General features: G+C 42.6%; 27 protein-coding genes. 5 read left to right on the top strand and 22 right to left on the bottom strand.

The features are described 5' to 3' along the window. Positions 1-82 precede the first annotated feature (82 nt). The 6 genes from ACZ444_RS06750 to ACZ444_RS06725 all read right to left on the bottom strand — a co-directional run bounded on the left by ACZ444_RS06750 (position 83) and on the right by ACZ444_RS06725 (position 6,463). Positions 83-2,266: a penicillin-binding protein gene (locus ACZ444_RS06750; protein WP_382357192.1), complete on the bottom strand. Its 2,184-nt coding sequence runs from the start codon at positions 2,264-2,266 to the stop codon at positions 83-85. A gap of 15 nt (positions 2,267-2,281) precedes the next feature. Further along, positions 2,282-2,659, bottom strand: coding sequence for a cell division protein FtsL (gene ftsL, locus ACZ444_RS06745; RefSeq protein ID WP_382357191.1), 378 nt, complete (start codon positions 2,657-2,659; stop codon positions 2,282-2,284). After that, a complete protein-coding gene (rsmH, locus tag ACZ444_RS06740; RefSeq protein ID WP_382357190.1) occupies positions 2,656-3,636 on the bottom strand; it encodes a 16S rRNA (cytosine(1402)-N(4))-methyltransferase RsmH in 981 nt (326 codons plus the stop codon). Before rsmH ends, ftsL begins: the two co-directional genes overlap by 4 nt. Before the next feature lie 31 nt (positions 3,637-3,667). Continuing rightward, positions 3,668-4,099, bottom strand: coding sequence for a division/cell wall cluster transcriptional repressor MraZ (gene mraZ / locus ACZ444_RS06735; protein WP_382357360.1), 432 nt, complete (start codon positions 4,097-4,099; stop codon positions 3,668-3,670). Between the two features lie 239 nt (positions 4,100-4,338). Next, positions 4,339-5,964 carry a bacillithiol biosynthesis cysteine-adding enzyme BshC gene (gene bshC, locus ACZ444_RS06730; protein WP_382357189.1) on the bottom strand — a complete coding sequence of 542 codons (1,626 nt, stop codon included), beginning with the start codon at positions 5,962-5,964 and terminating at the stop codon, positions 4,339-4,341. Positions 5,965-6,082: 118 nt separating this feature from the next. Further along, entirely contained in the window at positions 6,083-6,463 is a 381-nt protein-coding gene (locus ACZ444_RS06725; RefSeq protein ID WP_382357188.1) for a DUF3397 domain-containing protein, read from the bottom strand. A 160-nt stretch (positions 6,464-6,623) separates the two neighbouring features. Here ACZ444_RS06725 and ACZ444_RS06720 point away from each other — a divergent pair, with 160 nt between their 5' ends. Further along, positions 6,624-7,094 carry an N-acetyltransferase gene (locus ACZ444_RS06720; protein WP_382357187.1) on the top strand — a complete coding sequence of 157 codons (471 nt, stop codon included), beginning with the start codon at positions 6,624-6,626 and terminating at the stop codon, positions 7,092-7,094. A 108-nt stretch (positions 7,095-7,202) separates the two neighbouring features. Here ACZ444_RS06720 and ACZ444_RS06715 read toward each other — a convergent pair whose 3' ends face one another. The 3 genes from ACZ444_RS06715 to ACZ444_RS06705 form a co-directional block, all read right to left on the bottom strand. After that, a complete protein-coding gene (locus ACZ444_RS06715; RefSeq protein ID WP_382357186.1) occupies positions 7,203-7,688 on the bottom strand; it encodes an RsfA family transcriptional regulator in 486 nt (161 codons plus the stop codon). Between the two features lie 192 nt (positions 7,689-7,880). Then, positions 7,881-8,057, bottom strand: coding sequence for a 50S ribosomal protein L32 (gene rpmF, locus ACZ444_RS06710; protein WP_382357185.1), 177 nt, complete (start codon positions 8,055-8,057; stop codon positions 7,881-7,883). Positions 8,058-8,092: 35 nt separating this feature from the next. After that, positions 8,093-8,623 carry a YceD family protein gene (locus ACZ444_RS06705; RefSeq protein WP_382357184.1) on the bottom strand — a complete coding sequence of 177 codons (531 nt, stop codon included), beginning with the start codon at positions 8,621-8,623 and terminating at the stop codon, positions 8,093-8,095. A 171-nt stretch (positions 8,624-8,794) separates the two neighbouring features. Here ACZ444_RS06705 and ACZ444_RS06700 point away from each other — a divergent pair, with 171 nt between their 5' ends. Then, positions 8,795-10,006, top strand: coding sequence for a nucleotidyltransferase (locus tag ACZ444_RS06700; RefSeq protein WP_382357183.1), 1,212 nt, complete (start codon positions 8,795-8,797; stop codon positions 10,004-10,006). Between the two features lie 42 nt (positions 10,007-10,048). Here the strand turns inward: ACZ444_RS06700 and ACZ444_RS06695 are convergent, their stop codons facing one another. Then, positions 10,049-11,071, bottom strand: coding sequence for a SepM family pheromone-processing serine protease (locus ACZ444_RS06695; protein WP_382357182.1), 1,023 nt, complete (start codon positions 11,069-11,071; stop codon positions 10,049-10,051). 224 nt (positions 11,072-11,295) lie between these two features. On the opposite strand from ACZ444_RS06695, the gene ylbJ reads away from it, so the two are divergent. Further along, entirely contained in the window at positions 11,296-12,504 is a 1,209-nt protein-coding gene (gene ylbJ / locus ACZ444_RS06690; RefSeq protein WP_382357181.1) for a sporulation integral membrane protein YlbJ, read from the top strand. A gap of 44 nt (positions 12,505-12,548) precedes the next feature. On the opposite strand, the gene coaD is transcribed toward ylbJ, so the two are convergent. The 7 genes from coaD to ACZ444_RS06655 all read right to left on the bottom strand — a co-directional run bounded on the left by coaD (position 12,549) and on the right by ACZ444_RS06655 (position 16,637). Beyond that, positions 12,549-13,028 (bottom strand): pantetheine-phosphate adenylyltransferase, encoded by a 480-nt coding sequence (coaD, locus tag ACZ444_RS06685; protein WP_382357180.1) that lies wholly within the window; start codon positions 13,026-13,028, stop codon positions 12,549-12,551. 15 nt (positions 13,029-13,043) lie between these two features. Continuing rightward, a complete protein-coding gene (gene rsmD / locus ACZ444_RS06680) occupies positions 13,044-13,598 on the bottom strand; it encodes a 16S rRNA (guanine(966)-N(2))-methyltransferase RsmD (RefSeq protein ID WP_382357179.1) in 555 nt (184 codons plus the stop codon). A gap of 417 nt (positions 13,599-14,015) precedes the next feature. Then, positions 14,016-14,276, bottom strand: coding sequence for a YlbG family protein (locus ACZ444_RS06675; RefSeq protein WP_382357177.1), 261 nt, complete (start codon positions 14,274-14,276; stop codon positions 14,016-14,018). Positions 14,277-14,321: 45 nt separating this feature from the next. Next, on the bottom strand, positions 14,322-14,756 hold the full coding sequence (locus ACZ444_RS06670) for a YlbF/YmcA family competence regulator (RefSeq protein WP_382357176.1): 435 nt from the start codon (positions 14,754-14,756) through the stop codon (positions 14,322-14,324). A gap of 55 nt (positions 14,757-14,811) precedes the next feature. Beyond that, positions 14,812-15,045, bottom strand: a complete 234-nt coding sequence (locus ACZ444_RS06665; protein ID WP_382357175.1) for a YlbE-like family protein — start codon at positions 15,043-15,045, stop codon at positions 14,812-14,814. A 9-nt stretch (positions 15,046-15,054) separates the two neighbouring features. After that, positions 15,055-15,471, bottom strand: coding sequence for a YlbD family protein (gene ylbD / locus ACZ444_RS06660; protein ID WP_382357174.1), 417 nt, complete (start codon positions 15,469-15,471; stop codon positions 15,055-15,057). A 101-nt stretch (positions 15,472-15,572) separates the two neighbouring features. Beyond that, positions 15,573-16,637, bottom strand: coding sequence for a CAP domain-containing protein (locus ACZ444_RS06655; protein ID WP_382357173.1), 1,065 nt, complete (start codon positions 16,635-16,637; stop codon positions 15,573-15,575). A gap of 342 nt (positions 16,638-16,979) precedes the next feature. Here ACZ444_RS06655 and ACZ444_RS06650 point away from each other — a divergent pair, with 342 nt between their 5' ends. Together ACZ444_RS06650 and ytvI are read left to right on the top strand one after the other, a co-directional pair. Further along, positions 16,980-17,345 (top strand): YugN family protein, encoded by a 366-nt coding sequence (locus ACZ444_RS06650; RefSeq protein WP_382357172.1) that lies wholly within the window; start codon positions 16,980-16,982, stop codon positions 17,343-17,345. A 197-nt stretch (positions 17,346-17,542) separates the two neighbouring features. Further along, the gene (gene ytvI / locus ACZ444_RS06645; RefSeq protein WP_382357171.1) at positions 17,543-18,601 is read left to right on the top strand and encodes a sporulation integral membrane protein YtvI; all 1,059 of its coding nucleotides are present in this window, start codon (positions 17,543-17,545) and stop codon (positions 18,599-18,601) included. Positions 18,602-18,627: 26 nt separating this feature from the next. Here the strand turns inward: ytvI and ACZ444_RS06640 are convergent, their stop codons facing one another. The 5 genes from ACZ444_RS06640 to ctaD form a co-directional block, all read right to left on the bottom strand. Continuing rightward, a complete protein-coding gene (locus ACZ444_RS06640) occupies positions 18,628-19,083 on the bottom strand; it encodes a DUF420 domain-containing protein (protein ID WP_382357170.1) in 456 nt (151 codons plus the stop codon). Positions 19,084-19,191: 108 nt separating this feature from the next. Next, positions 19,192-20,121, bottom strand: coding sequence for a cytochrome c oxidase assembly factor CtaG (gene ctaG, locus ACZ444_RS06635; RefSeq protein ID WP_382357169.1), 930 nt, complete (start codon positions 20,119-20,121; stop codon positions 19,192-19,194). 189 nt (positions 20,122-20,310) lie between these two features. Beyond that, positions 20,311-20,634 (bottom strand): cytochrome c oxidase subunit IVB, encoded by a 324-nt coding sequence (gene ctaF / locus ACZ444_RS06630; RefSeq protein WP_382357168.1) that lies wholly within the window; start codon positions 20,632-20,634, stop codon positions 20,311-20,313. 3 nt (positions 20,635-20,637) lie between these two features. Continuing rightward, entirely contained in the window at positions 20,638-21,261 is a 624-nt protein-coding gene (locus ACZ444_RS06625; RefSeq protein WP_382357167.1) for a cytochrome (ubi)quinol oxidase subunit III, read from the bottom strand. 1 nt (position 21,262) lies between these two features. Beyond that, positions 21,263-23,116, bottom strand: coding sequence for a cytochrome c oxidase subunit I (gene ctaD / locus ACZ444_RS06620; RefSeq protein ID WP_382357166.1), 1,854 nt, complete (start codon positions 23,114-23,116; stop codon positions 21,263-21,265). Between the last annotated feature and the right edge of the window lie 12 nt (positions 23,117-23,128).

Raw genomic sequence — 23,128 nt, 5'->3', positions numbered from 1 at the left:
GAAGACGATAAAGGGAATAGAACTCACACTGGCTGTCATACATAAAAAAACATGCCATGTCCTCTAAAAGGACATGGCATATTTATGGCGAGCTGCTTGCATCATCGTTTTTTTCCGCCGGGGACTCATCAGGCGGCTTTAGTTCAACACCGAGATAGTCACCTTTTGTCAAATCTTGTCCTTCAGCAATACTTTGTTTAACGACATAACCATGCCCCATTGGTTCGAAATCCAAGTCCAGCAAGTCAGCAAGTTCTGAGATATCTCTGAGTGACCAGCCGGCTATATCCGGCATCTTCGGCTCATTCGTCACGAGAATGATTCGATCACCTGGCACCAGTTTATCACCTTTAACCGCACTGGCTTGTTTGATCTGATTGCCAGAGCCAATAACTGACACATTCAGCCCTGTATCAGCTAGTGCATCCTTAACAGCGCCGGTCTTGCGATTCATGATCTGCGGCAGCTTAACTGGCTCAATCTCTTTCGTCGTTTTCTTGTCTGGATCAATGTCCAAATAATGCAAGCTGCTCCGCATAACATTTTTAAAGATAAACGAGACTGGAGCTGAACCTGTTTCGTCACGGGCAATATCAGGCTGTTCAACCGATACATACACCATTAATTGCGGATCATCCTTGGGTGCCATGCCTAGAAAGGAAAACCGGCTGTTGCCATGACCCCTTAGCAAGGTGCCATTTTTATAGAGCTGTGACGTTCCGGTTTTGCCCACAACATTGTATTCTTTTAGCCGATATTCCTTGCCAGTCCCGTTCTCTGAACTGACTACTGATTGCATAAGATTAAGCATCTTGTGTGATGTGTCTTTGGAAATAGGTTTAGAAACAACGTTCGCTTTTTTATCATCTGCCTTATCACCAGAGGATCCATCAGAGGGTTTGGAAATCACATAGGGTTTCACCATTTTGCCCCCATTGGCAAAGGCGCTGGCTGCCTTCATTTGCTGAATCGGTGTGACAGTACTGGCCTGACCAAATGCTGTTACAATTTTATCACGCGGATAGTTATAAACGAGTTTACCAGTTTTTTCACCGGGTAGATCAATGCCTGTTTTGCTATCGAAGTCAAATGCCTTCCAATAATCCAGGAATTTCTCTGTACCAATCTTTTCCCACAAAAGCTTGGCTGCGGCAACGTTGGATGAGCGGGTAAATCCTTCATCATATGTAATGGATCCCCAGCCTTCACCGCCATTATGATCCCTGATCGGCGTAACGCGATCACTAACTTTATATGTTCCTGACTTAAACCATTCGTCACCCTGATAGACGCCTTCTTCAATGGCAGCTGACCATGTAAACATCTTCATAGTCGATCCGGGTTCAAATGGTGTGGCAATGGCATCATTATACCAATTTTCGACATCCGCGGGATTGTTGGGGTCATAGCTCGGCCGATTGCTCATAGCCAGTATCTCCCCGGTTTTTGGATCCATAACCGTTGCCGTCATGCTTTCAGGATCATATTTCTTGTCCATTTGCGTCATCGCATCTTCCAGTAATGTCTGTATTTTCTGGTCAATAGTCAGGTGAATATTGTTGCCGTCCTCAGCCGGTTGTACAACTTCGTTCGGATGTAATAACTTTGTGTTGTAAAAATCATGTTCATAGGAAATAGAGCCATCTTTACCAGTGAGTTTGTCATTCATTTGCTGCTCAATTCCGGTAACACCGTTAAATGTTTTATCGTCCTTTCGGGCAAAACCAATGATATGGGAGGCAAATTTGCCATTCGGATAATAACGTATAGGCTCTTCTTTAAACGTAATACCCGGCAAGTCCAGCTTCTCTATCTTTTCCTTTGTTTCCTGTGATAAATCTTTGCCAGCCGTCCCAAATTCCACTTGAAACCGGTCTTCTTTAATCCCTTTTTTTAGTTCCTGGAGCAGATATGATTTATCGGCATCCAGTATAGGGGCCAGTTTTCCAGCCGTTTTACCGGGATTTTGAACATGATGCGGGTTATCCTCATTCTGCGTACGTGAATCATCAACAATCGCCTGCATACGATAGGCAGGACGGTCATAAGCAAGGGTCATGCCATTCCGGTCATAAATTTTCCCTCGTTCAGCATCAAGCGTGTGAGATGCTGTTCGATTTTCTTTCGCCATTTTTTCCAATGAAACACCATCAATTTCACCCGTAGCTTGAATATAAAGAAACCTGCCGGCTATCAGCAAAAACAGCCCACTGAATAAAACCATTAATATACCGGACATGATGCGTGCATTCTTATTTTTTCTCATAAACATGCGCCTCGTTTACTTACTGTTGTACGCTGTTGCCTGTTTTACCTTAGCATCCTGTATTTTCAGACCATTTTCTTTAGCAATGCGAGTGATCCGCTCAGGGCGCCTCAATTGTTTTTCTTTATAAACGAGTTCTTCATTGGTCACTTTTTGCTGTTCGACGGTCTGTTCCAGCGATTCCACTTTCCTGTTTAACGTATCTGTCGAAGAGGCAAAAGAGACAATATAGATACAGGAAACGATCAGTATTGCTGCAGCTATCATATACAGCACCTTTTCTCCCTTTGTAATCCAGCGTTTTTTGGCGACCCGGACAACCGTCTGCTTGTCCTGGTCCGGTTCCGTTGATGTATAAGTTGATTCCCAGCGGCGGGCGAGATTATCATTCAAGATTTTTTCCACCCCTCTTCATATGTAAAGTCGTCATCCCAATCATCAATTTTTTCGGCAATCCGCAGTTTAGCTGAATGTGACCGCCTATTGTCATTTTGTTCTTTTTCCCCGGGTACAATCGGTTTTTTATTAACCAGTTCAAACGGCGGCTGATGGTCATCTGGTATAACGGGTAAGTTTTTTGGAACAGGTTTTGCTGTGCTCCATTTTTTGAACGCTTGTTTACAAGCCCTGTCCTCCAGTGAGTGAAAAGAAATCACGGCAATCCTGCCATTGATCGCAACTGACCTCGCTGCCTGATGCAGAGCATCACTGAAAGCGCCCAGTTCGTCGTTAACAGCAATCCGCAATGCCTGAAAAACACGTTTCGCAGGATGACCGCCTTTTCTGCGGGCCGGGGCGGGAATTGCCTCTTTAATCAGATCCACCAATTCATAAGTCGTTTCAATGGGGCTCGTTTGTCTTGCCGTTTCAATTTTACGCGCGATTTGTTTGGAAAATTTCTCTTCACCATAATGAAAAAATACCTTCACCAACTGCTGATAAGACCAGTTATTGACGAGCTCCTGAGCATCCAGTTCCTGGTTCTGGTCCATTCGCATATCCAGCCTGGCATTATGCTGGTAGCTAAAACCCCTCTCACCACGATCAAGCTGTGGAGAAGATACCCCGAGATCGAACAGGATGCCATCAACATGGTTAATGCTGTTGGCTGCCAAGTAATCTTCCAGTCTTCTGAAATTAGCATGAATGAACCGGACGCGATCCTTGTACGGATGCAGACGGGATTTGGCAGCTTCCAGAGCTTCCAAATCCTGGTCAAAGGCAAGTAATTTACCTCTATCACTCAGCCGAGCGGCGATTTGTTCGGCATGACCACCGCCGCCTGCCGTGCAGTCTACATATATACCGTCTGGTTTTATAGCCAGTCCATCGACAACTTCGGTTTCTAATACACTGTTGTGATCAAACATGCATGTCACCCGTCTTCTGTCTTAATAGGTTTTAGATGTCAAAATCAAGCAGGTTCTCAGCAATATCACTGAAAGATTCCTCCGAATTACTGAAATAATCATCCCAGTTTTCCTGTGCCCAAAATTCCACACGATCAGACACACCAATGACAACACATGCCTTATCAAGGGATGCATAGTCCCGAAGAGGCTGTGGAATGTTTATTCTTCCCTGTTTGTCTACCTCACATTCCACAGCTCCTGAGAAGAAAAATCTGGTAAAGGCACGAGCGTCTTTTTTTGTTAGCGGGAGTTTCTTCAATTTTTCTTCAAGTAATTTCCATTCATCCATAGGGTAGGCGAACAAGCATTTATCCAGTCCACGGGTGACAATAAAACTCTCTCCAAGCTTTTCACGAAACTTGGCTGGCACAATGATGCGTCCTTTCGTATCAATAGTGTGCTGGAATTCACCCATGAACACAGCAAGCCACCCCACCTTCTTACACACATGTTACCACATTCCCCCACAATTCACCACTGTATTTTGAAATTTTATTTATCAAAGCCTGAAATAAACCAAACGTCATGCACTGATTGGCCCAATACAGGTTCCATAAATACAGCATTTTGTTATAAAAAAGGGCTCTGGCGTTATATCGGCATAAAAAACCTTCCACCGCTTCATTTGCAGAAGTGGTGGAAGGTGGGGAAATAATAGGCTTATAAATAAACAAGGTGGTGATCGGCGTTGAATGAACATGTTTCTTTAGCCAAATCATTGATAAAACAGGGACCATATTCATTCAGCCACCATAATGGGTTCCAGATCCGTTCCTGAAGGCCGTTATGCGGACGAACAACCTGCTGAACAACATCAAATTCATTCAGCTGCTGTGCATATTGGTCTTCAATAGCACGGTTTATACGACTTTCCAAGTAGTCAATATGCTCATTCAGATAATAAAGATTTTTATCAGCTAGTTCCCCTATATCAGTACGTGTATCTCTTGCAATATCACGTATGGGTTTATGAGCCTGATCAACAGCTTCTTTAACTGAAGCTGTAAGCTGTTGCAGAGGCGGATTGCTCCGCGCAGCCAGCCACTGGATTTTAAACGATTCGGTACCTTGATTAACGGCACTTGCAGCATTGAGGTTGTGCTTCTGGATCACCTTTTCCACACGACGGTCAACGAATGTCAGCGACAAACGCGGAAGAACCGGTGGCATTTCCATATCAACCGCATCAAAGGCAGGCTTTAAAGCAGACCAGTAACCAACTTCACCAGGTCCTCCAATAAAGGCAAGCGTCGGAAATAGCCATTCCTGCATCAGCGGCCTGGTCACCACATTATTGCTGAGCTGTTCCGGATGGTAACTAGCAGTCGCACGCATCTCATCTGTTGTTAATAAAACGTCTCCCTGCTTGCCTATCCAGTTCCCTTCCTCATCTCTTAGCAACAATCGCCGATCCAGTCCGTCATGATAAAAAAGATGGGCATCATCCGGGTTTGTCTCCAGAGACACAGCATACCCCTTTTGGTTCAGTATATTTAATGCCTTGTTGACACCTGTGGCAATCGCGCTTTGCTTTTCAATCAGTTCAAGAAAATGATCCTGTTCTATCTTTCGCAGGCCGGGGTCAGCTGAATTTACAAGCACAAGACCTTCATCAGTAAACAATTGATAAAGGACTCTGGCAAAGAAGTCAACATACGTCACGGACTGCTGTAAACAGTTTTCAATGGACTGGTACAAATTTTGCGTATAACTTGTCTCACGCAACTGCTCGAACAGCTGATCAACCCAATCATTCGCAGCTGATTTATCAATAGCAATATCCGACACCGACGTATTCTCAGTAACCTGCTGTGCCAGTCTGTATTTGCTCAGCCCTTTATCTTCCGGCAGATAAATATGATCAATCTCAGCGAAATCATGGTCTTCCCCAGCAATCCAAAAGACAGGTATAACCGGTTTTCCAAGCTCCTCTTCCTGCTTTCTGGCAAATTGTATGATCGAGATGATTTTATTAACGGTATACATCGGCCCTGTCAAAAGGCCGGCCTGCTGACCGCCAATAGCGACAACACTATCATCACCCTTTAAGCGTTCTATATTGCGAAACGTTGCTTCAGGAGCATCCCACCGCTGATTCATCGTGATTAATGCATCAGCCAGGCGGCTGCGGTCGATTGATTTTTGCTGTAAGCTGTTGGCTCTCGAACGGTACGTGCCTTGAAGGTATGGGTCATATGTAAAATGTTCCATTATATTTTCGCGTTGCTGGCGATAATCATTAATGAGTGTACTCTGTTCCGTTAATGATATGGGTGTGATCCGCATAAATCGCATGCTCCTTTTAATCGTAGTCATTATCGCAGTCAAATCTGTCCATTATATATTGTACATAAACGCGCGACCAGATGCATTTAATCTGTTTTCATGGTTAAACTATAACGAGTTAGAACGAAAGAATCAATCCGGTCAAAACAAGCAGACAATACAATCCCAAAAACAGCAGGAAGCAAATTCGCCAGAAAAATGTAAAGACATTCCGAAAGACAATTTCCTGACGCAGCTTCCAATGCACAACCACAATAATTGTAAACAGCGTTAATAATAATGCTATCATAACACCTGTAAACGATTGGCCAAAAATAATGTTAAACATTACGAGAACCGCTATAAGATAAAACGCGGTTGTCCAGTCGACTGCCGTATGAACAGCTCGCGATTTATGTTTGTAAACATTTAGGCTGACAGCATAAACAAACAAGGTTGCGATAATGGGCAGAGTCACCACAAAAGCCAAGATATAAACAGCAGTATCCCAGATTATCATCAGTTTTGTAACCTCTTTTCCAAATGAACAGCCTCTAACAGACTGACAATTTTAGCGAAAATACACAATCTCACGTTTCTGCCATTCCATTTATAGCACTTATATATTATAATTAATTATAAAGTATTTCTAATACTTCTGACTCAGGGAGGCTGATAATTTGAACGTTGAGCGACTTTTAATTAATTACAAAACACTGGAGCAATTTAAGCGATTTAAAGAATATGGCAATCAGGAATTGTCCATGCTCGAGGATTTTCAGAATAATATTATTGAAAATGACAGTGAATCACCGTTTTACGGGATCTATATGGGACATAATCTGATTGCCCGGATGAGCTTGTACAAAGTTAAAGCCAAATATGATGCTTTCTTCCACCCGCCCCAGGATTATCTTGAACTGTGGAAGCTGGAAGTTTTACCGGATTACCGGGGCAGAGATTATGGAAAGGCCATGGTGGATTTTGCTAAACGTTTTCAGATGCCGATCAAGACAAATCCACGGATTAATTCGCACGGCTTTTGGGAAAAGATGGGCTTTCAAAAACCTAAGTATGAAATGGAAAGAGATCTTGGCGGAAATCCGCTTATCTGGATGCCCGAAGGTGTTCAGGAAAAACAGGATACATGATACAGACGTTCGCTATGTATTACAGTTTCAATAAACATTTGACTGATACTAGTGTTCTAATAGAGTCAAGACATGAATGAACCGTCTTTGCATTCATGTCTTGACTCATTATTTATAAGGTTTCCTGACCCAATTCCATAACTTGCCCATTTCTTCCCATGCCTGATCATAACGGCGCAATTGTTCCTTCAGGGCTGTATTTTCCTCTATCAGCTGTTTTTGTATAAAATCCTGTTCATGATGCATAAACTGTTCATCCCCAACAGGAAAATGGCGCATCCGTTTCAATAATGAAATAGCTTCTGCAATCGGATCGTTCCCACCCGGGATATCATTTTGACAATCCTCTTCCAAAGCTATTTTCTGGCTATTTTGTTTCCGCTCTTCCCGCGCTTTATCGATAGCATCCGCATATTCTTTTCGAATAGAGGCATTCCAGCGGAAACCGCATGCAGCAGATGTTCGTGATAACTGTCTCCCCACTTCATTAAAGGCTTCAAGTTGCGTTTTCCCTTCGCGTATATGACGAAGAACGGTATCCGCCAGCAAATTGTCTTCATCCTCTGTCCAGGCGTCCTGGCGTGTTGCATTCATAACATCCCTCCTCATGCACTCGCTAATAATGTATGCAAAAGGTAGGCATGATAGAATTCTACAATTAAAATCATCACAAAATAACCTGTGGCGCTATTGTCATAAACCAAGACCAGCAACACTGATTCAATGTGCTATTACACAAAAACAGATCACGTATGATGTGATCTGTTTACTGTCTTATTCATTCAATTAATTACTGGCGATAACTTCCCTGCCATCATAATGTCCGCAAGATTTGCACACATGATGCGGTTTTGTCAGCTCACCACAATTTGAACATTCATTAAGGCCCGGCACCTGCAAATTTTTATGCGTACGGCGCTGATTTTTCACCTTTTTCGATGTTTTTCTTTTTGGTACTGCCAAGTCTCACACCTCCTTCAAATGGATAAAGAAAGACACTACTTTTTCCCTTTATCTTCATCTTCCAGTAAAGAAGCCAATTTTTGCATACGTGGATCGATGGACGAATCCTCATCCTCTTCAGAAACCAGTTCCCATCCTTCTCCTTTTAACGGAGCTTGGCTAAGAACATTATCATCATCGGAAAATACGCGATAAGGAAGCGCCAATAAAATGTTTTCTTTGATCAATGGTGTTAAATCAAGAACATCCCCTTCAATTGGATGACTGTCACTATCTGAGTCCTCTTGTGTATCAGCAAATTCGTTAAAAACCTCAAAAGCACTGACACTCAACGGATAAGGAACATCAACCAACGTACGGGCACACGGCAAAATCACGTTGCCGTCAATGATGAATGTGAAGATGAAGTCGTCGCCCTGAACATCCACCTTTCCGCTGACATGAACCGATCCAATCGATCGAATGTCATTATTCATCGTTTCGAGTTCAGATACATCCACCTGATCATCAAAAGCAAAAGGCTCCTTATGGGTATTTTTTCTAATCTCTCCTACAGAGAATTTCATATGACCACCTCGAGGCAACAAGCATAATTTTAAAAGGAAAACACTGTTTTGTCAATATATTATCTTTATTCAGCTACTGCCATGATCATCCCAATCAAACCATATTACCATGCACTATAACACGTTTTTTGGTATAATACACACTAATTCGATATATGAGGAGCTGAAACGATGCAGGCTTGCGGTTTAATTGTTGAATACAATCCTTTTCACAATGGTCATAAGTTTCATATTCAGGCATCCAGGCAAGAATCCGGAGCGGACTGTATCATCGCTGTTATGAGCGGTCCATTCCTCCAGCGTGGCGAACCAGCCATTATTGATAAATTCCACCGAACGAAGGCAGCTTTAGCCGCTGGTGTGGATATTGTCGTAGAGCTCCCTTATTTATATGCCGTCCAAAGCAGTGACCTGTTTGCCCATGGGGCTGTGCAGACATTACATGAACTCGGTGTATCAAGTATCTGTTTTGGCAGTGAGTCCGGGGACATATCGCACTTCACCAGAGGATATGATCTGCTGAACCAGTATCAGACTTCCTATCAGACGATGCTGCAGACAAAATTAGACCAGGGGCTGGCCTTTCCGGAAGCTAGCCGTCTCGCTTATGAAACAATTGGTTTAACAACTGGCGGAATCGACCTGGCCAAGCCGAACAATATCCTTGGTTTCAGTTATGTTAAGGCGATTTTTAACAATCACTTGTCAATTGAACCCTTAACCATCAGCCGGTTAAACAGCGATTATCATGATGAGCACATGACTGGCTCTGTTGCCAGTGCCACAAGCATCCGACATGAACTGTTAAAAAAAGGCCATATATCAGCAGATGCCGCAAATAGTCTCCCTGAAGAAACTGTCAGTCAGCTCCAGACCTATCAGGCAGAAGCGACCAGTTGGCATACATGGGAGAATTACTTTGACCTTGTCCATTATCGGGTCATGACAATGACTGAAGAGGAACTCGCAGCCATTTACGGTGTGGACGAAGGCCTTGAACACCGGATTAAAAAAACAGGGAACAAGGCGACGTCCTTTCAGGGCTGGATCGGGATGATTAAAACAAAACGCTACACTTGGACAAGACTGCAGCGTATATTCACACATATTCTAACCAATACACGAAAAACGGATGCAGCATCTGTTAAACATAGTCAATCGGTCCCCCATGTCAGATTGCTGGGGATGACCAAAACGGGGCAAACTTACTTGCACAATTGGAAAAAAGCCATGAATGTCCCGCTCATTTCAACATTAGCACGTCAGGATAACCTGATAGCAGCCACAGATGAACGAGCGAGCCATGCCTACTACAGCAGTCTCCCTGCTGCAAGGAAACGGGCGTTTCAGCACCAGGAGCTTGAGCCGCCCATTATCCTCTGAGAGTATCAGCCATCGGCCAGAGAGAGCTGCTACGTCTTATGATCAGGCAGAATCAAGATCTTCGAGATACTCTAATGCATCTTGAAATGTGTCGACGGGGACGATGTCCATATCTGTATTAATTTCCTCAGCTGTTTTAACGGCTGCATGATAGTTGGAATCCTCAGCCCCATCATTGCTGTTGGCAAAAAAGATTTGACAGCCTTTATCATCTGCGGCGATCACTTTTTTGTCAACCCCGCCAATAGGGTGCACATTTCCTTGATAGTCAATTTCCCCAGTTCCGGCAACTTCATAACCCTTCGTCAAGTCTTCTTCAGTCAGCTGATCATACATTTCCAGAGAAAACATTAAGCCAGCACTTGGTCCGCCAATCTCGCCACTGGAAAAGTTAACTTCCGGATCAACCGCCACACTTCGATCTGTCACAAGCCGAATGCCAATGCCAGCTTTTGTGTCTTCATCCGAGAATTTTTCCAGACTAATATCTTCAGTCATTGTTTCCTTATCACGTTTGAATGTCACAGTGACCGTGTCGCCAGGATTTTTCGTTTTCATGTAGTCAAGTAAATCATTGGTTTCTTCGACGTTGTTTCCATCAACCTTTTTAATGTGGTCACCTGCCTGTAATTTATTATCGGCTGGCATGTTGTCAACAACCGATACAACATAAACCCCATTGTAATTGATCGTAATAGTCTTATCAGCCGCTTTATAAGCAACAACTTTGGCTGCCTGCTGCGAACTTTCCATCATCTGCAGCTGGGCATGAAAATATTCATCCTCTGATACCCCTTCCGGTCTCACGTCTTCAAGAGGCATAACTTCTTGATTTGGAAGAAGTTTCGCCCATACATACTGTACAGGGGTTGCCTGTCCGCCGCGAACGGTCACAAGGTGCATGTCCCCCTTGCTTTCATGGCCATTTTCCACCTTCACAATCGGGTCAAGCGAATCTGCACCACCCGGCTTGTAAATATAATAAGGAAGTTTATACGTTGAAATAAAAAATGCAATGCCTATAACAATCACGAGGGCAATAATATGTTTTTTTGTGATCCTCACAATTAAGCTCCTTTCAATTCCGCGTCATCCTGACTAGTCAAAAGTGTATGTCATAAAACAGCACGGTATGTGCGTATATTGGTAGAGACTTGAACAAGTTGTTAAGGCTTCTGACAGATCTGAACAACCAAACAAACATACAACTATAAAACTAAAGCTAGCGTTATTTTACTACTAACAAATAGAGAAGTACAGCAATTATCAATTCGACAGGAGGCTGACCCTTGAAACAAAAATTCAAAACCATTGCCCTGTCCGGAATAACTGTGTTCCTGGCCTTATCCCTGATTATATACCCTGATCAGTCGCTGGAAGCCAGTGTCCGCGGGCTGAACATATGGTGGGAAGTTGTTTTCCCTTCACTGCTCCCTTTTTTCATCACTGCTGAATTACTAATTGGCTTCGGATTCGTAAAATTTATAGGCGTCCTGTTCGAGCCCATTATGCGTCCATTATTTAATGTACCTGGTTCTGGAAGCTTTGCCTGGGCTATGGGAATGGCCAGTGGCTACCCTACCGGTGCCAAAATATCAGCCCGGCTTCGTGAGGAAGGACAGCTGACAAGAATTGAGGCGGAACGGCTTGTATCCTTCACGAATGCCTCCAGTCCTTTATTTATATTTGGTGCTGTTTCGGTCGGTTTTTTTTACGACGCAAAACTTGGGGCTGTTTTGGCGGCGTCACATTATATTGGTAACGCGCTGGTTGGCGTCTGCATGCGATTTTACGGACGGAAAAAGGAAATGAATAAAACGAAAACAACAAAACAGAAAACGTCACTCAGGCGAGCATTCAGAGAAATGCATCAGACCAGACTGGCCGATTCACGACCATTTGGCAGGGTTTTCGGTGATGCGGTCCTGAATTCAATCCAAACATTAGTAATGGTTGGCGGTTTTATTATTCTCTTTTCGGTTTTCACAAAATTAATCTATATTGCCGGCGTCTCGCCGCTTATCGCAACAATCCTGCAACAACTATTACAATTGCTGTCATTACCAGTCGACCTGGCCATGCCCATATTCTCCGGCTTGTTTGAAATTACACTCGGAGCAGACATGATTTCGCAGACTGAGACAGCAGCATTAATGGAAAAAATAATTGTCGTCAGTTTCATATTAGGATTTAACGGGCTATCTGTACAAGCTCAAGTTGCCAGCATTCTGGCAACGACAGACATCCGATTCGCACCATACTTTTTTGCAAGAATACTGCACGGATTATTTGCTGCTGTACTCGCTGTATTATTTTACACACCTCTATATTTAAATCGGCCATCGTTTAATTTTAGAGATGTACCCGTTTCCAATAACCCTTACAGTGAGCCATGGTTCAATCTTCTACATTATCTGGCTGAAATTGGTCCAATCGTCTCCTTCAGCGGATTACTGCTGGCTATTTTGATTCTGATCAAACGAATGAGGCCTTCATAAAAAAAGATGTTGACCCAGTGCGGCAACATCTTTTCCAGCTAATGCTATTGATATTTTTCTTTTAACGCTTTTTCAACAGACTGCGGGACCAGATCACTAACTTCGCCCTGATATTTGGCCACTTCTTTAACGATACTTGAACTTAAAAAAGAATAACGATTATTTGTCATCATAAACAATGTCTCAATCGTATCATCAAGCTTCCGATTCATGGATGTGATCTGCAGCTCATATTCAAAATCACTGACAGCCCGCAGACCCCGCAGAATCGTATCCGCCTGATGTTTTCTGGCATAATCAATCAATAGCCCTTTACTGGTATCTACTGACACATTACCTAAATGCGCCGTCGATTCTTCCAGCAGAGAAATCTTCTCCTGATCCGAGAAAAGAGAGGATTTAGACTGATTCGTAAAAACCGCTACAATGACATGGTCGAATATCCTCGAACCGCGTTCAATAATATCCAGATGACCGTATGTCACTGGATCAAAACTTCCCGGACAGATCGCTAATTGCCCCATCGGAAATCTCCCCCTTTAGTTGCCTTGAAAAATGGTGACGCCTGTCGTGCCGTTATACGTTTCCTGTTTCATCGTTGCCAAGTGATTAACCTGGCCGGATAAAAGCTTAGAAGCATCATGCTCACAGTACAGAAAACCATTTGGCTTTAACAGCTGCAAACTGCTGATGCGATCCAGCAATTTTTCGTAGTTGACTTTCTGATAAGGCGGATCAAGCAGTATAAGGTCAAATTGAAGATCTCGTTTTGCAATAGCATTCAGTGCCCGAAAAGCATCAGTCCGAAAAATTTCAGTCCGGTCATCCAGTTTCAGCTTACGCATATTGTTATGTATAGTACGTATAGCTTTCGGATAGGCATCGACGAAGAGAGCATTGCTCACACCTCTGCTCAATGCTTCAATCCCCAGAGCACCACTGCCCGCAAACAGGTCAAGACACAATCCGCCTTCAAAAAAGGGACCCATAACCTGAAAGACAGACTCCTTAATTTTATCTGAAGTCGGCCTTGTAACGCTCCCCGGCACAGACTCCAATGAACGTCCCTTATGTGAACCAGAAATTACCCGCATGCAACCACCTCAATGATTTATCATAATCGTATTCGGAAAAATTCGCAAGCATCTAAGCAAAAATCCCCAGATTATCGCCAGATGTTTTTACTTTTACAAACAGATAAGCCATTACGCCAGCAAAAAATATAAAAACAGGGTATAAATAACAAATTCTTGTCCATAATAATAAATGAAACAGCCCATATTTGCTTGGCTGTTTCAAAAACACGGAGAAGACTTACACTTCCCCATAAGTTCTTCCTCCGGTTTCTCCTCTCCCTTTGCCTTTTTGTTTTCTGAGGAGAAAACAAAGGGACCTGCAGAGTTATTTCTGCAGGTTTTTTTATGCCGAAGCCTTTCTATTTAGTTGCCAGTCCAAGCAAAAGACCTTTGCAGCTTGATTATGTAATAAGCAGCAAAGGTCTTGTTAATCTATTAATTATTCTGTTTAGCCTCATCTGGTTTAACGTTTTCGAAATTCGTCCGCAAAAAAGGCTTATATGAGTACTGCACTTCAGTAATGAATGGAAATTGCAACAGCTTAGCCTCGACCTGTTCAATCGTGTCCTGATTCACATAAATGACAGCATACTTCTGTCTCTTGGACACATAAAGCAAATGGCCGAAACGTTTGATATGTTTAATATTTTTCATATGCTGAAACCAAATCATTAGTCCTTGACGATTCACTCTCATTAATTATCCTCACCATCGCAATATTTACCCAGCTCAAAGCATGAATCAGGATGCACTGCAGCCGCAGCTTCCTCCGCTGCCGCATCCGGCATCCGTCAGAGCAGCACCGTCCTTGGGCGCCTTGATGCCATCACTGACGCTAAAAGCAATGTATTCACTGATGTCATCAAGCATCTTCTGTAAATTCCGCTCAGCAATCTTAAATTGCGCCACTTTCTCATGCATATCCATTTCGCGTTTAGCAGTCCGCACTTCTTTCATGATCTTATTAAAATCCGGATGGTACCTGCCAAAACGCTGCACCTCATCGTACTGTTCCTTCATATCGTTAAAAGCCTTGATCAGCTGTTGAGCTTCTGCATCGTTATTAAGTGCTTCACGGGCATCTTGATAGGATTCCATAACATCTGACTTCAGAACCATGTTACTAACCACATCAGAATAATCAAGAATGTCTGCGTACTCCATTGTCCCTATCATGATTTCACCTCCACTATTATCGTATCACGTCTTGTGGAAGAAAAAAACAGGTAACCTACTCTTTCAGCGCTTGAGCCAGATGAATCAGCATGTTCGCATTTTGCAGCTGGTTCTCGATTCGATTAACCTGCTGTGAAAACGTTTGGCCATGAAACTGCTTTGAAGCTTTTTCGAGATCTTGCATTCGCTGTGGATCTTTGGTTAAATAGCGATACCAAACAGGATTAAAACGAACAAATTGATGCAATTCAGGATTCTGTCTTAAATAGTTATAAATAGCTGGCTGCATAAAGCACCTCTAATCCTTGAAGATACTGAAGAGATTTTGGTTGCTGGAGGGATCCTGATTATTGGTCGGCTGTTGCTGGGATTCATTTTCCGACGGCTGAAACTGACTCAAAAGCCCCTGAACAGTTGAAATCGTTTCGTTGAGATTCTGTACCTGGCTTTGCACTTTATCCATATCGACTTTCTCCGACATTTGGATAAGCTTATCCATCCATTCGGCTTTCCCCTGTTTGGTCCGCGCCGATTGTTTACCGTCCGTCCTTTCTTTAAACTGATCCCAAAATGGGTCATCTTCCCCAAGTAAAGCCCATTTTTCATAATAGGTTTGCAAACTTTGGCCGTTTTTTCGCACTTCTTTCACTAACTTTGGGTTCTTTTGTAAAAAGGCTTTAAACTCCCTTACACTCGGATGCAGGTTATTACTCATCACACTCACCTCTTACAATAGCTGTTACGCATAGTTTATGAGTCATCAGCCGTCAATGTGCAAGATGACACAGAGAAAAAAGCTGCGTATGCGTTGGACCATTAGTCTTTATTAAGGAAGTTTTGCGTATAATAAGACCGATGAACCCCAGCACCCAGATGAGTAAAATCGTCATTCAATAATGCTTTACGGTGATCCTCACTGTTCATCCATCCATGAAGAGCACTCTCAGCATCAGGATACTGTGCTGCAATATTTTCACCAGCTGTCTGATAAAAGACTTCTTTCGCCGCTAATCGCTCTTTCAGCCCGTCTCCATCCTGGCTGTAATGAGAAAAATAATGATTTTCTGCCATATCACGGCTATGCTCATAGGCGACATCGCTAACCGATTCATCCCACTTCAGAGGTGATTTTTCGTGCTGGTAACGAACAACATTTGTTAAATAAAAGATTTGCTGTTCAGCTCCCTCTTCAATTTGTGTCCACTGGTCATCGGTAAATTCCGGATCCTCCGGCATATCACCGCGATACTTAATTTCATAAGGCTGGTGCAATAGCAGAATATCAGCTGACAGCAGCCGGACAGCAGATAATTCATTCATAGAGGTGTCAAAATAAAGTTGTAAAAACACATTATCGGACACTTTCACAAGCGGCCTTTCCTGTATATCTGCGTCGTTCAGCCGGAATGTGTAGCTGGACATATCTTTGTCATAAGTGATCTCCCGGGAAAAATTGAAAGCATCATCTGCCGCCTCATAAGTTTGTCCAATTGTCACCGGTTCGACGGCCAGATCATTGCCCAGCGCGTAAACAGACGCAACGTGATGCTCTTTAATCCCAAATTGAACATACTGATCCTCGCCATCTGTATAAAGCCAACGTTCATACCCGTAAGCACTTAAATCTTTTCGCAAAGGCTCACCCAACTTTTTTTCCAGTTCATCGGCAGATTTAGTCATCCATTGATAAATGTCACCTTCCAGCGGTACAGCAGAACGTTTTTCAGGTACTTCTTTCGATTCAATTTTCGTCTTGTTTTGTTCCAGAACATGAGGATGGCCCGTAGTTGTGCTATCCTCGCCGATACTACTTTGTGCTGAAACATAATAACCAACGGCAGCAAGAACCACCAGCAGAACAATCACTCGTATAAATCGCAAGGTATTTCTCCTTTTATAAATTGATTGCTGTTACAATAATTTGTATGTACAAGCACCCGCACATATGCCCGGAAACCTGAAAAACAGCTAAATACCTGACGCTCAGGCAACTATGTATTTGGAAAGCAAGCTTCGTCAGAACGATTTTCGCCATGTAACTATTTTCATAATACTATATCATGAACCTGAAATCATATAATTAAACAAATTTGTAAGCTATGTTGATCTGTTTGGTGAAAAGAAAAAACAGAAGTACTTATTCACCACTTCCCTTTTTGATTGCAAGCAGCGGCTATTTTTATTATGATTAAAGTGATTAGGATAATTTTGCGAGGTGGTAAAATGAATCTGGAGAATACAGGGATTGAGGAGAAAACCGTTAATATTAAACCGCTGGACCGTCTGATGGGGCATCATGCTTTCATTCGTGCTGGACAATGGGACTACGAACGTGTCACATACGATTATAAGATTGGGTCCAAAGAGAATAACATTACATACTATATCCGTATACAGGGCTATGCCATCGAAGGCGATGTGGATCTTGGCAATGCTGTTATTCAGCTTAAAACACCACTTCTCGGAAAGCATTATTATCCGCATGGTGTGGAATATGGTGAAGAGGAAAATTTTCCAGAGAATCTGGTTGACCGGGCTCACAGTCTGGTCACTAGAGTTAAGGAAGCTATTGACCAACAAGAAAAATAAACAGAGAATCTTACCAAACCAACTGCTTTAATCATCAGAGTAAGCGGTTGGTTTTTCTTAAGTGATCCATACGGCTGCAGCCTGTTTTGCAGATTACATACCAAATACAGTTGTCATGGCAATACGATACTGCTTATCACTCTCACTAATAATACACGTTTCGATGAGGCAAGAATGAAAGGAGATTTCCGTTTATTTTGTTTGGATCTATTACAAAACGCCAATGGACACTTATTTTCCTGGCGATCATTCTATTGCTCACCCTGGTTTTTATACTGCCAATCGCTATCCCTTTAGTTATAGCATTTATAACAGCCTTAATTCTTAATCCTTTCATCCGTTTTATGCAGAGAAAAATAAAAACTGGAAGAAAAACAGCTGTTATAATGGCTTTTTTAATATTTTTAGTGTTTTTGGGGATCAGTGGCGCCTTTATAGTGACAACAGCTGTTACACATGTCGTCAATTTTGTTGAAGACATCCCTTCTTACATTACAGAGTTAAATCAAATTTATGATACATGGGAAGCAAGCTTTAAAAATTATACAAAAAACCTTCCCGATGAGTTTTATGAACAAGTTACCGGTACCATCGAAACACAGCTCATTTCAATCAATGAAACCTTAAAAGAAACGATTACCATTGACCGGCTTGCACAATTCGTCGCAAGCATCCCTCAATATCTGATCAGCTTTATCGTTTATTTAATTGCCTTGTTTCTATTTATGCTTGAAATGCCGGCACTTAAATCGAAATTCTATAATTTACTGAGGGACGAAACAGCTGAAAAAGTATCTTTCATGAATAGAAGACTTATTGATGTCGTGACAGGATTCATCAAAGCACAATTCCTTGTGAGTCTTCTCATCTTTGCCGTCGCATTGGCTGGACTGTTCTTAATAACACCAGATGTTGCCATCTTAATGTCTGTCATCATATGGATCGTCGACTTCGTTCCTATTATCGGTTCAATTGCTATTCTTGGCCCTTGGGCGCTGCTTGCTTTCGTAGCAGGTAATATATCGCTGGGAATTCAATTGACTGTCCTGGCAATTATACTGCTGGTCATCCGCAGAACCGTCGAACCAAAAGTCATGGGCCAGCGTATTGGCTTGTCACCACTTGCTACATTGATTGCGATGTTTTTAGGAATCAAACTGCTAGGTCTGCTTGGGTTTATTATCGGTCCTCTAATCCTTATCGCCTTTAATTCCGCCAGAGAAGCCGGTATAATCAAATGGCAAACCAAAATTTAAAAGTGTGCGGATAACCGCACACTTGTTTAACCTCCCAATATAGCTTTAAGCATACTTGTTGTCTCCCCGCTATCATAAATGATGTAGAGCAAAAGATAGACCATAACACCAGTAATGGCACTTAAAAACCAAATGACACTTGTCACTGGGCCAACTTTTTTATGAATATGAAACTTCCGTTTAAATGCCAGGGTCAGCGTAACCACTCCAAATATGGCACTTACTGTCGCAAGCGTTATATGGAAGATTAAAAAGATGGTGTAATAGATCTCAACATCCTCAGGCCCGCCAAAACTGGTATTTCCGATAAAGGCTGTTCGGGATACATATATTGTAAAAAAGAGTAATGCACTGATGGCTGCTGAAATCATTGTGCGCTTATGTGCCTTCACTTTTCTTTTAGCAATAAACACCCATCCGATTGCAACCAACACAGCGCTTATGACAATAAATGTTGTACTGAGGGTCGGTAATAATGGCATATATTTTAAGTCACCCTTTCTAAGCGGAATTCATCTGCGAAACAATCATCATGATCGCATATCCTTCTATACCGCTGATTAACTTAACAGCAGAACATTGCTGCTTCGCTATGTTTGCGTTTGTCCCTTTCCTTGTTCATACGGCTGATCTGGCAGTGAATCCACTTTTTCAGGATATTGAGCAAATCCTTTAAAAAATACAATTGCCAATAGAATGCCATATGTGATTTCCTGCATAAGTTTCATAACAATACCGCCCAATTGCTGATCTTCCCTTATTGTAAACGGAGAAAACATTTCTGGACCTGAAATAGCAGGATTTAACCCCTGCAGCACATCAGGTGGTACACATAGAGCCAAGGCCTGTATCCACGAACCTTCTGATGTGTAAGTTGCGTAAATGGGATCCGTCGCAAAAATCAGCAGTGCACAAGCAGGCGTTATCAAAACGCCATTGGCAAAGATATAAAATATTTTACCTAAAGGTGACATATAATTGAATTCTTTAAACGGAGCTAATATTGGCCACCAGACAATAAATGCCGCTGCTAAAATAATGAGAGATATAGATGAGTGCACCATTTGTGATGTCTGCGAAAACTCAAATATAGCCGGAAAATGATAAAGCGAAAACAGGACATTAAATAATAACAACGAAATAACAGGTTTGGTCAGGACTTTAAGCACAGGTTTGACGCCCCGGCGGTTAACAACTTTGTCCCATAACCAAGTTGGAATACCTTCGATGATAAATATCGGAAATACAAGATAGTAAATAGCCATTTGCACCATATGGCCTGTCAGCATGATATGGCCCAATAAATCAACAGGTGCTCCCTTAACCGCATATAATAGCAGCAATCCGCCATAAAAAAAGAGCTGCTGTTTCATTGACGGCCGGTCCTGCCCTGCTCCGCCAAATTTATGACGATATGGGCCGGTCACAAAATAATACAACAAGGCAATCCCCAAAACAAATGAGAGAAAATAAGGGCTCCATAACGCACGAAAACCAAATATTTGTAAATCCAGCCACATTTAAATTCACTCCGTTTAGTACCTAGGATACGGTACTGTTTAGTATAACGCATTTAACCGTCAGACAAGCGACGGATATGTGACAATTTCCTAAAGAATAATACAGGACCGGGGCCGCCCCGATCCTGTATTAGGCAAGCGGCAATTGAGAGTCTAAGAAGCAGAAATGTCTCTTTAATCAGCTCTCCATCACCACCATGTAATGACACTTAGTGCCGCAAGGGTCAAAGCAGCAGCAAACATACCTCCGTACATCATAACAGCCGGCATCGTATGATCTTTATCCTTCAGGTGCATAAAATAATACAATTGAAAGCCCACCTGCACGACTGCCAGGAACAAGATCAATGGGATGGCAACCATCGCATCCATGGCATCGGTTGCCACGACAGCGAAGGCAATGATCGTAAACAAAATCATAATCACAAATGAGATCAGCTGTTTTTGCATCTCTTCTTTTTTCTTTTGCTTTTCAAATGGTGTGGATTGATTGGAATTTGAGTTCTTTGTCATACATTAACCCACCTTTCCCATGAGATACACAACGGTGAAAATAAATACCCAGATAACGTCAATAAAATGCCAATATAGACTGAATGTGTAATATTTAGGCGCATTGTACAAGTTCAAACCGCGTTTGGCATTACGAAGCATAATGGCAATAAGCCAAGCGATTCCAAATGTGACGTGTCCGCCATGAAAACCAACTAATGCATAAAAAGCTGACCCAAAAGCTGATGTCTGAAACGTAAAATCGTACTCAGTAATATAGTGGGTGAACTCGTAAATTTCGCATCCCAAAAAGGCTATACCAAGAAGTGCTGTAATGCCCAGCCATAGCTGCATTTTTTTAAACGCATTATTTTTCATATGATACATCGCGTAGACACTTGTCAATGAACTGGTTAAAAGAAGCATTGTCATAATAAAGACAAGCCCCAGTCCAAACAGCTCGTCGGCTGCCGGACCGTCAGCAGTTGAATGTCTCAAAGCAATAAATGTACCAAATAAACAGGCAAAAAGAACAGTCTCACCACCCAGGAAAAACCAAAAACCTAAAAATTTGTTTTTGCCCTCCTGAGTAGCTTTTTCTGGTTCACTCGGCATCGTTTCCGGGTTCAAGGAATGATCATGACTCATATTAGTCAGCCTCCCTTTCAAGTTCTTCTTTTGGTATATGGTGACCATGATCATCTTTAAGTGATCTGATTAGCATACTGCCCAGTGCAACGGCCATTCCGCCAAATAACAAAATGTATGCCCAGTTATAATCAGTCTGATAAATGAACCCAAAGCCGGCAATAAACAGACCCAGAGACATTATGAAAGGCAAAAAGGATGAATTTGGCATGTGAATACTTCCCAGTGGTTCAGCTGGTGTCGGCGTTCCATTTCCTTCCATTTTTTCGATCCACAATGCATCTAACCCGCGAACGAGCGGTGTCTGTTTAAAGTTATACTCAGGCGCCGGAGAAGCCACTGTCCACTCAAGTGTTCGGCCATCCCACGGATCAGCCTCAGCCCGCTCATGTTTCACAGCAGAATAAATGGCGTTTATCAGAAAGACAATGACGCCAAAGGCCATAAAGAATGCTCCTATCGTACTGATTAAGTTACCTAAATCAAGCTGCTGGTCTTCGAAATATGTCCAGTAACGACGCGGCATTCCCATTAGACCAAGGAAGTGCTGAACCATAAAGGTTAAATGGAAACCGATGAAAAATGTCCAAAATGTCAGTTTGTTCATTCCTTCGTGCAAAACACGTCCAAACAGTTTCGGCCACCAGTAGATAAGTCCGGCAAACAGACCAAATATCGTACCGCCGACAATAACATAGTGGAAGTGTGCTACGACAAAATAGGTATCATGATACTGATAGTCTGCCACAACAGTCGCTACCATAACACCAGTCATACCACCGATCGTGAATGACGGAATAAAACCTAAAGCCCAGAGCATCGGACTTTTCAGTGATATGCTGCCGCCCCACATTGTTGCAAGCCAGTTGAAAATTTTAATCCCTGTTGGCACCGCAATCGCCATTGTCGCAAGAGCAAAGATCGAGTTCGCTACAGGTCCCAGTCCAACTGTAAACATGTGGTGTGCCCAAACCATAAAGCCGAAAAAGGCAATCAAGATCGTAGCAAACACCATCGCCGTATAACCAAACAGCCGTTTTTTGGAAAAGGTCGAGAATATTTCACTGAACACGCCAAATAGCGGCAAAATCAAAATGTAAACTTCCGGGTGGCCAAATATCCAGAAGAGATGCTGCCAGACAATCGCATTACCACCGAGACCGACATCAAAAAAAGCAGTCCCGAACATGCGGTCAAACATCAAAAGGAACAATCCAACTGTTAAAGCCGGAAAGGCAAATAAAATTAGAACACTTGCTACAAACACTGTCCATGTAAACAAAGGCATGCGCATATAGGTCATACCCGGTGCACGCATGTTAATAATGGTTACCAGAAAGTTAATCCCGGCCATTAGTGTTCCAGCCCCAGCTATTTGCAGACCAAGAACATAGAAGTCAACACCATGTCCCGGTGAGGTGACTGAAAATGGTGCATATGCCGTCCAGCCTGCATCAGGTGCTCCTCCTAAGAACCAGCTGAAGTTTAGCAAGAGACCACCAAAGATAAACAGCCAGAGCCCTAAAGAGTTCAAAAATGGGAAAGCTACGTCTCTAGCTCCAATTTGTAAAGGAACAATGGCATTCATTAACGCAAAAATCAGTGGCATGGCAGCTAAAAAGATCATCGTTGTACCGTGCATTGTCATCAATTGATCATAAAAACCTGCACTGACAAAATCATTTTCAGGTTTAATTAACTGAATACGGATAGCCATGGCTTCAAGCCCACCAAGCAGGAAAAAGAAACCTCCGCCGAACAAATATAAATGTGCTATTTTTTTATGGTCGACTGTTGTTAAATAATCCCACAGGACAGCTCCGAAACCCCTCTTTTGAGCAGTTGCTACACTCACAGTTTAATACCT

The sequence above is a fragment of the Lentibacillus kimchii genome (assembly GCF_055381965.1).
Note: the sequence above shows the minus strand (reverse complement) of the source record. Positions and strands in the feature narration are given on the sequence as shown.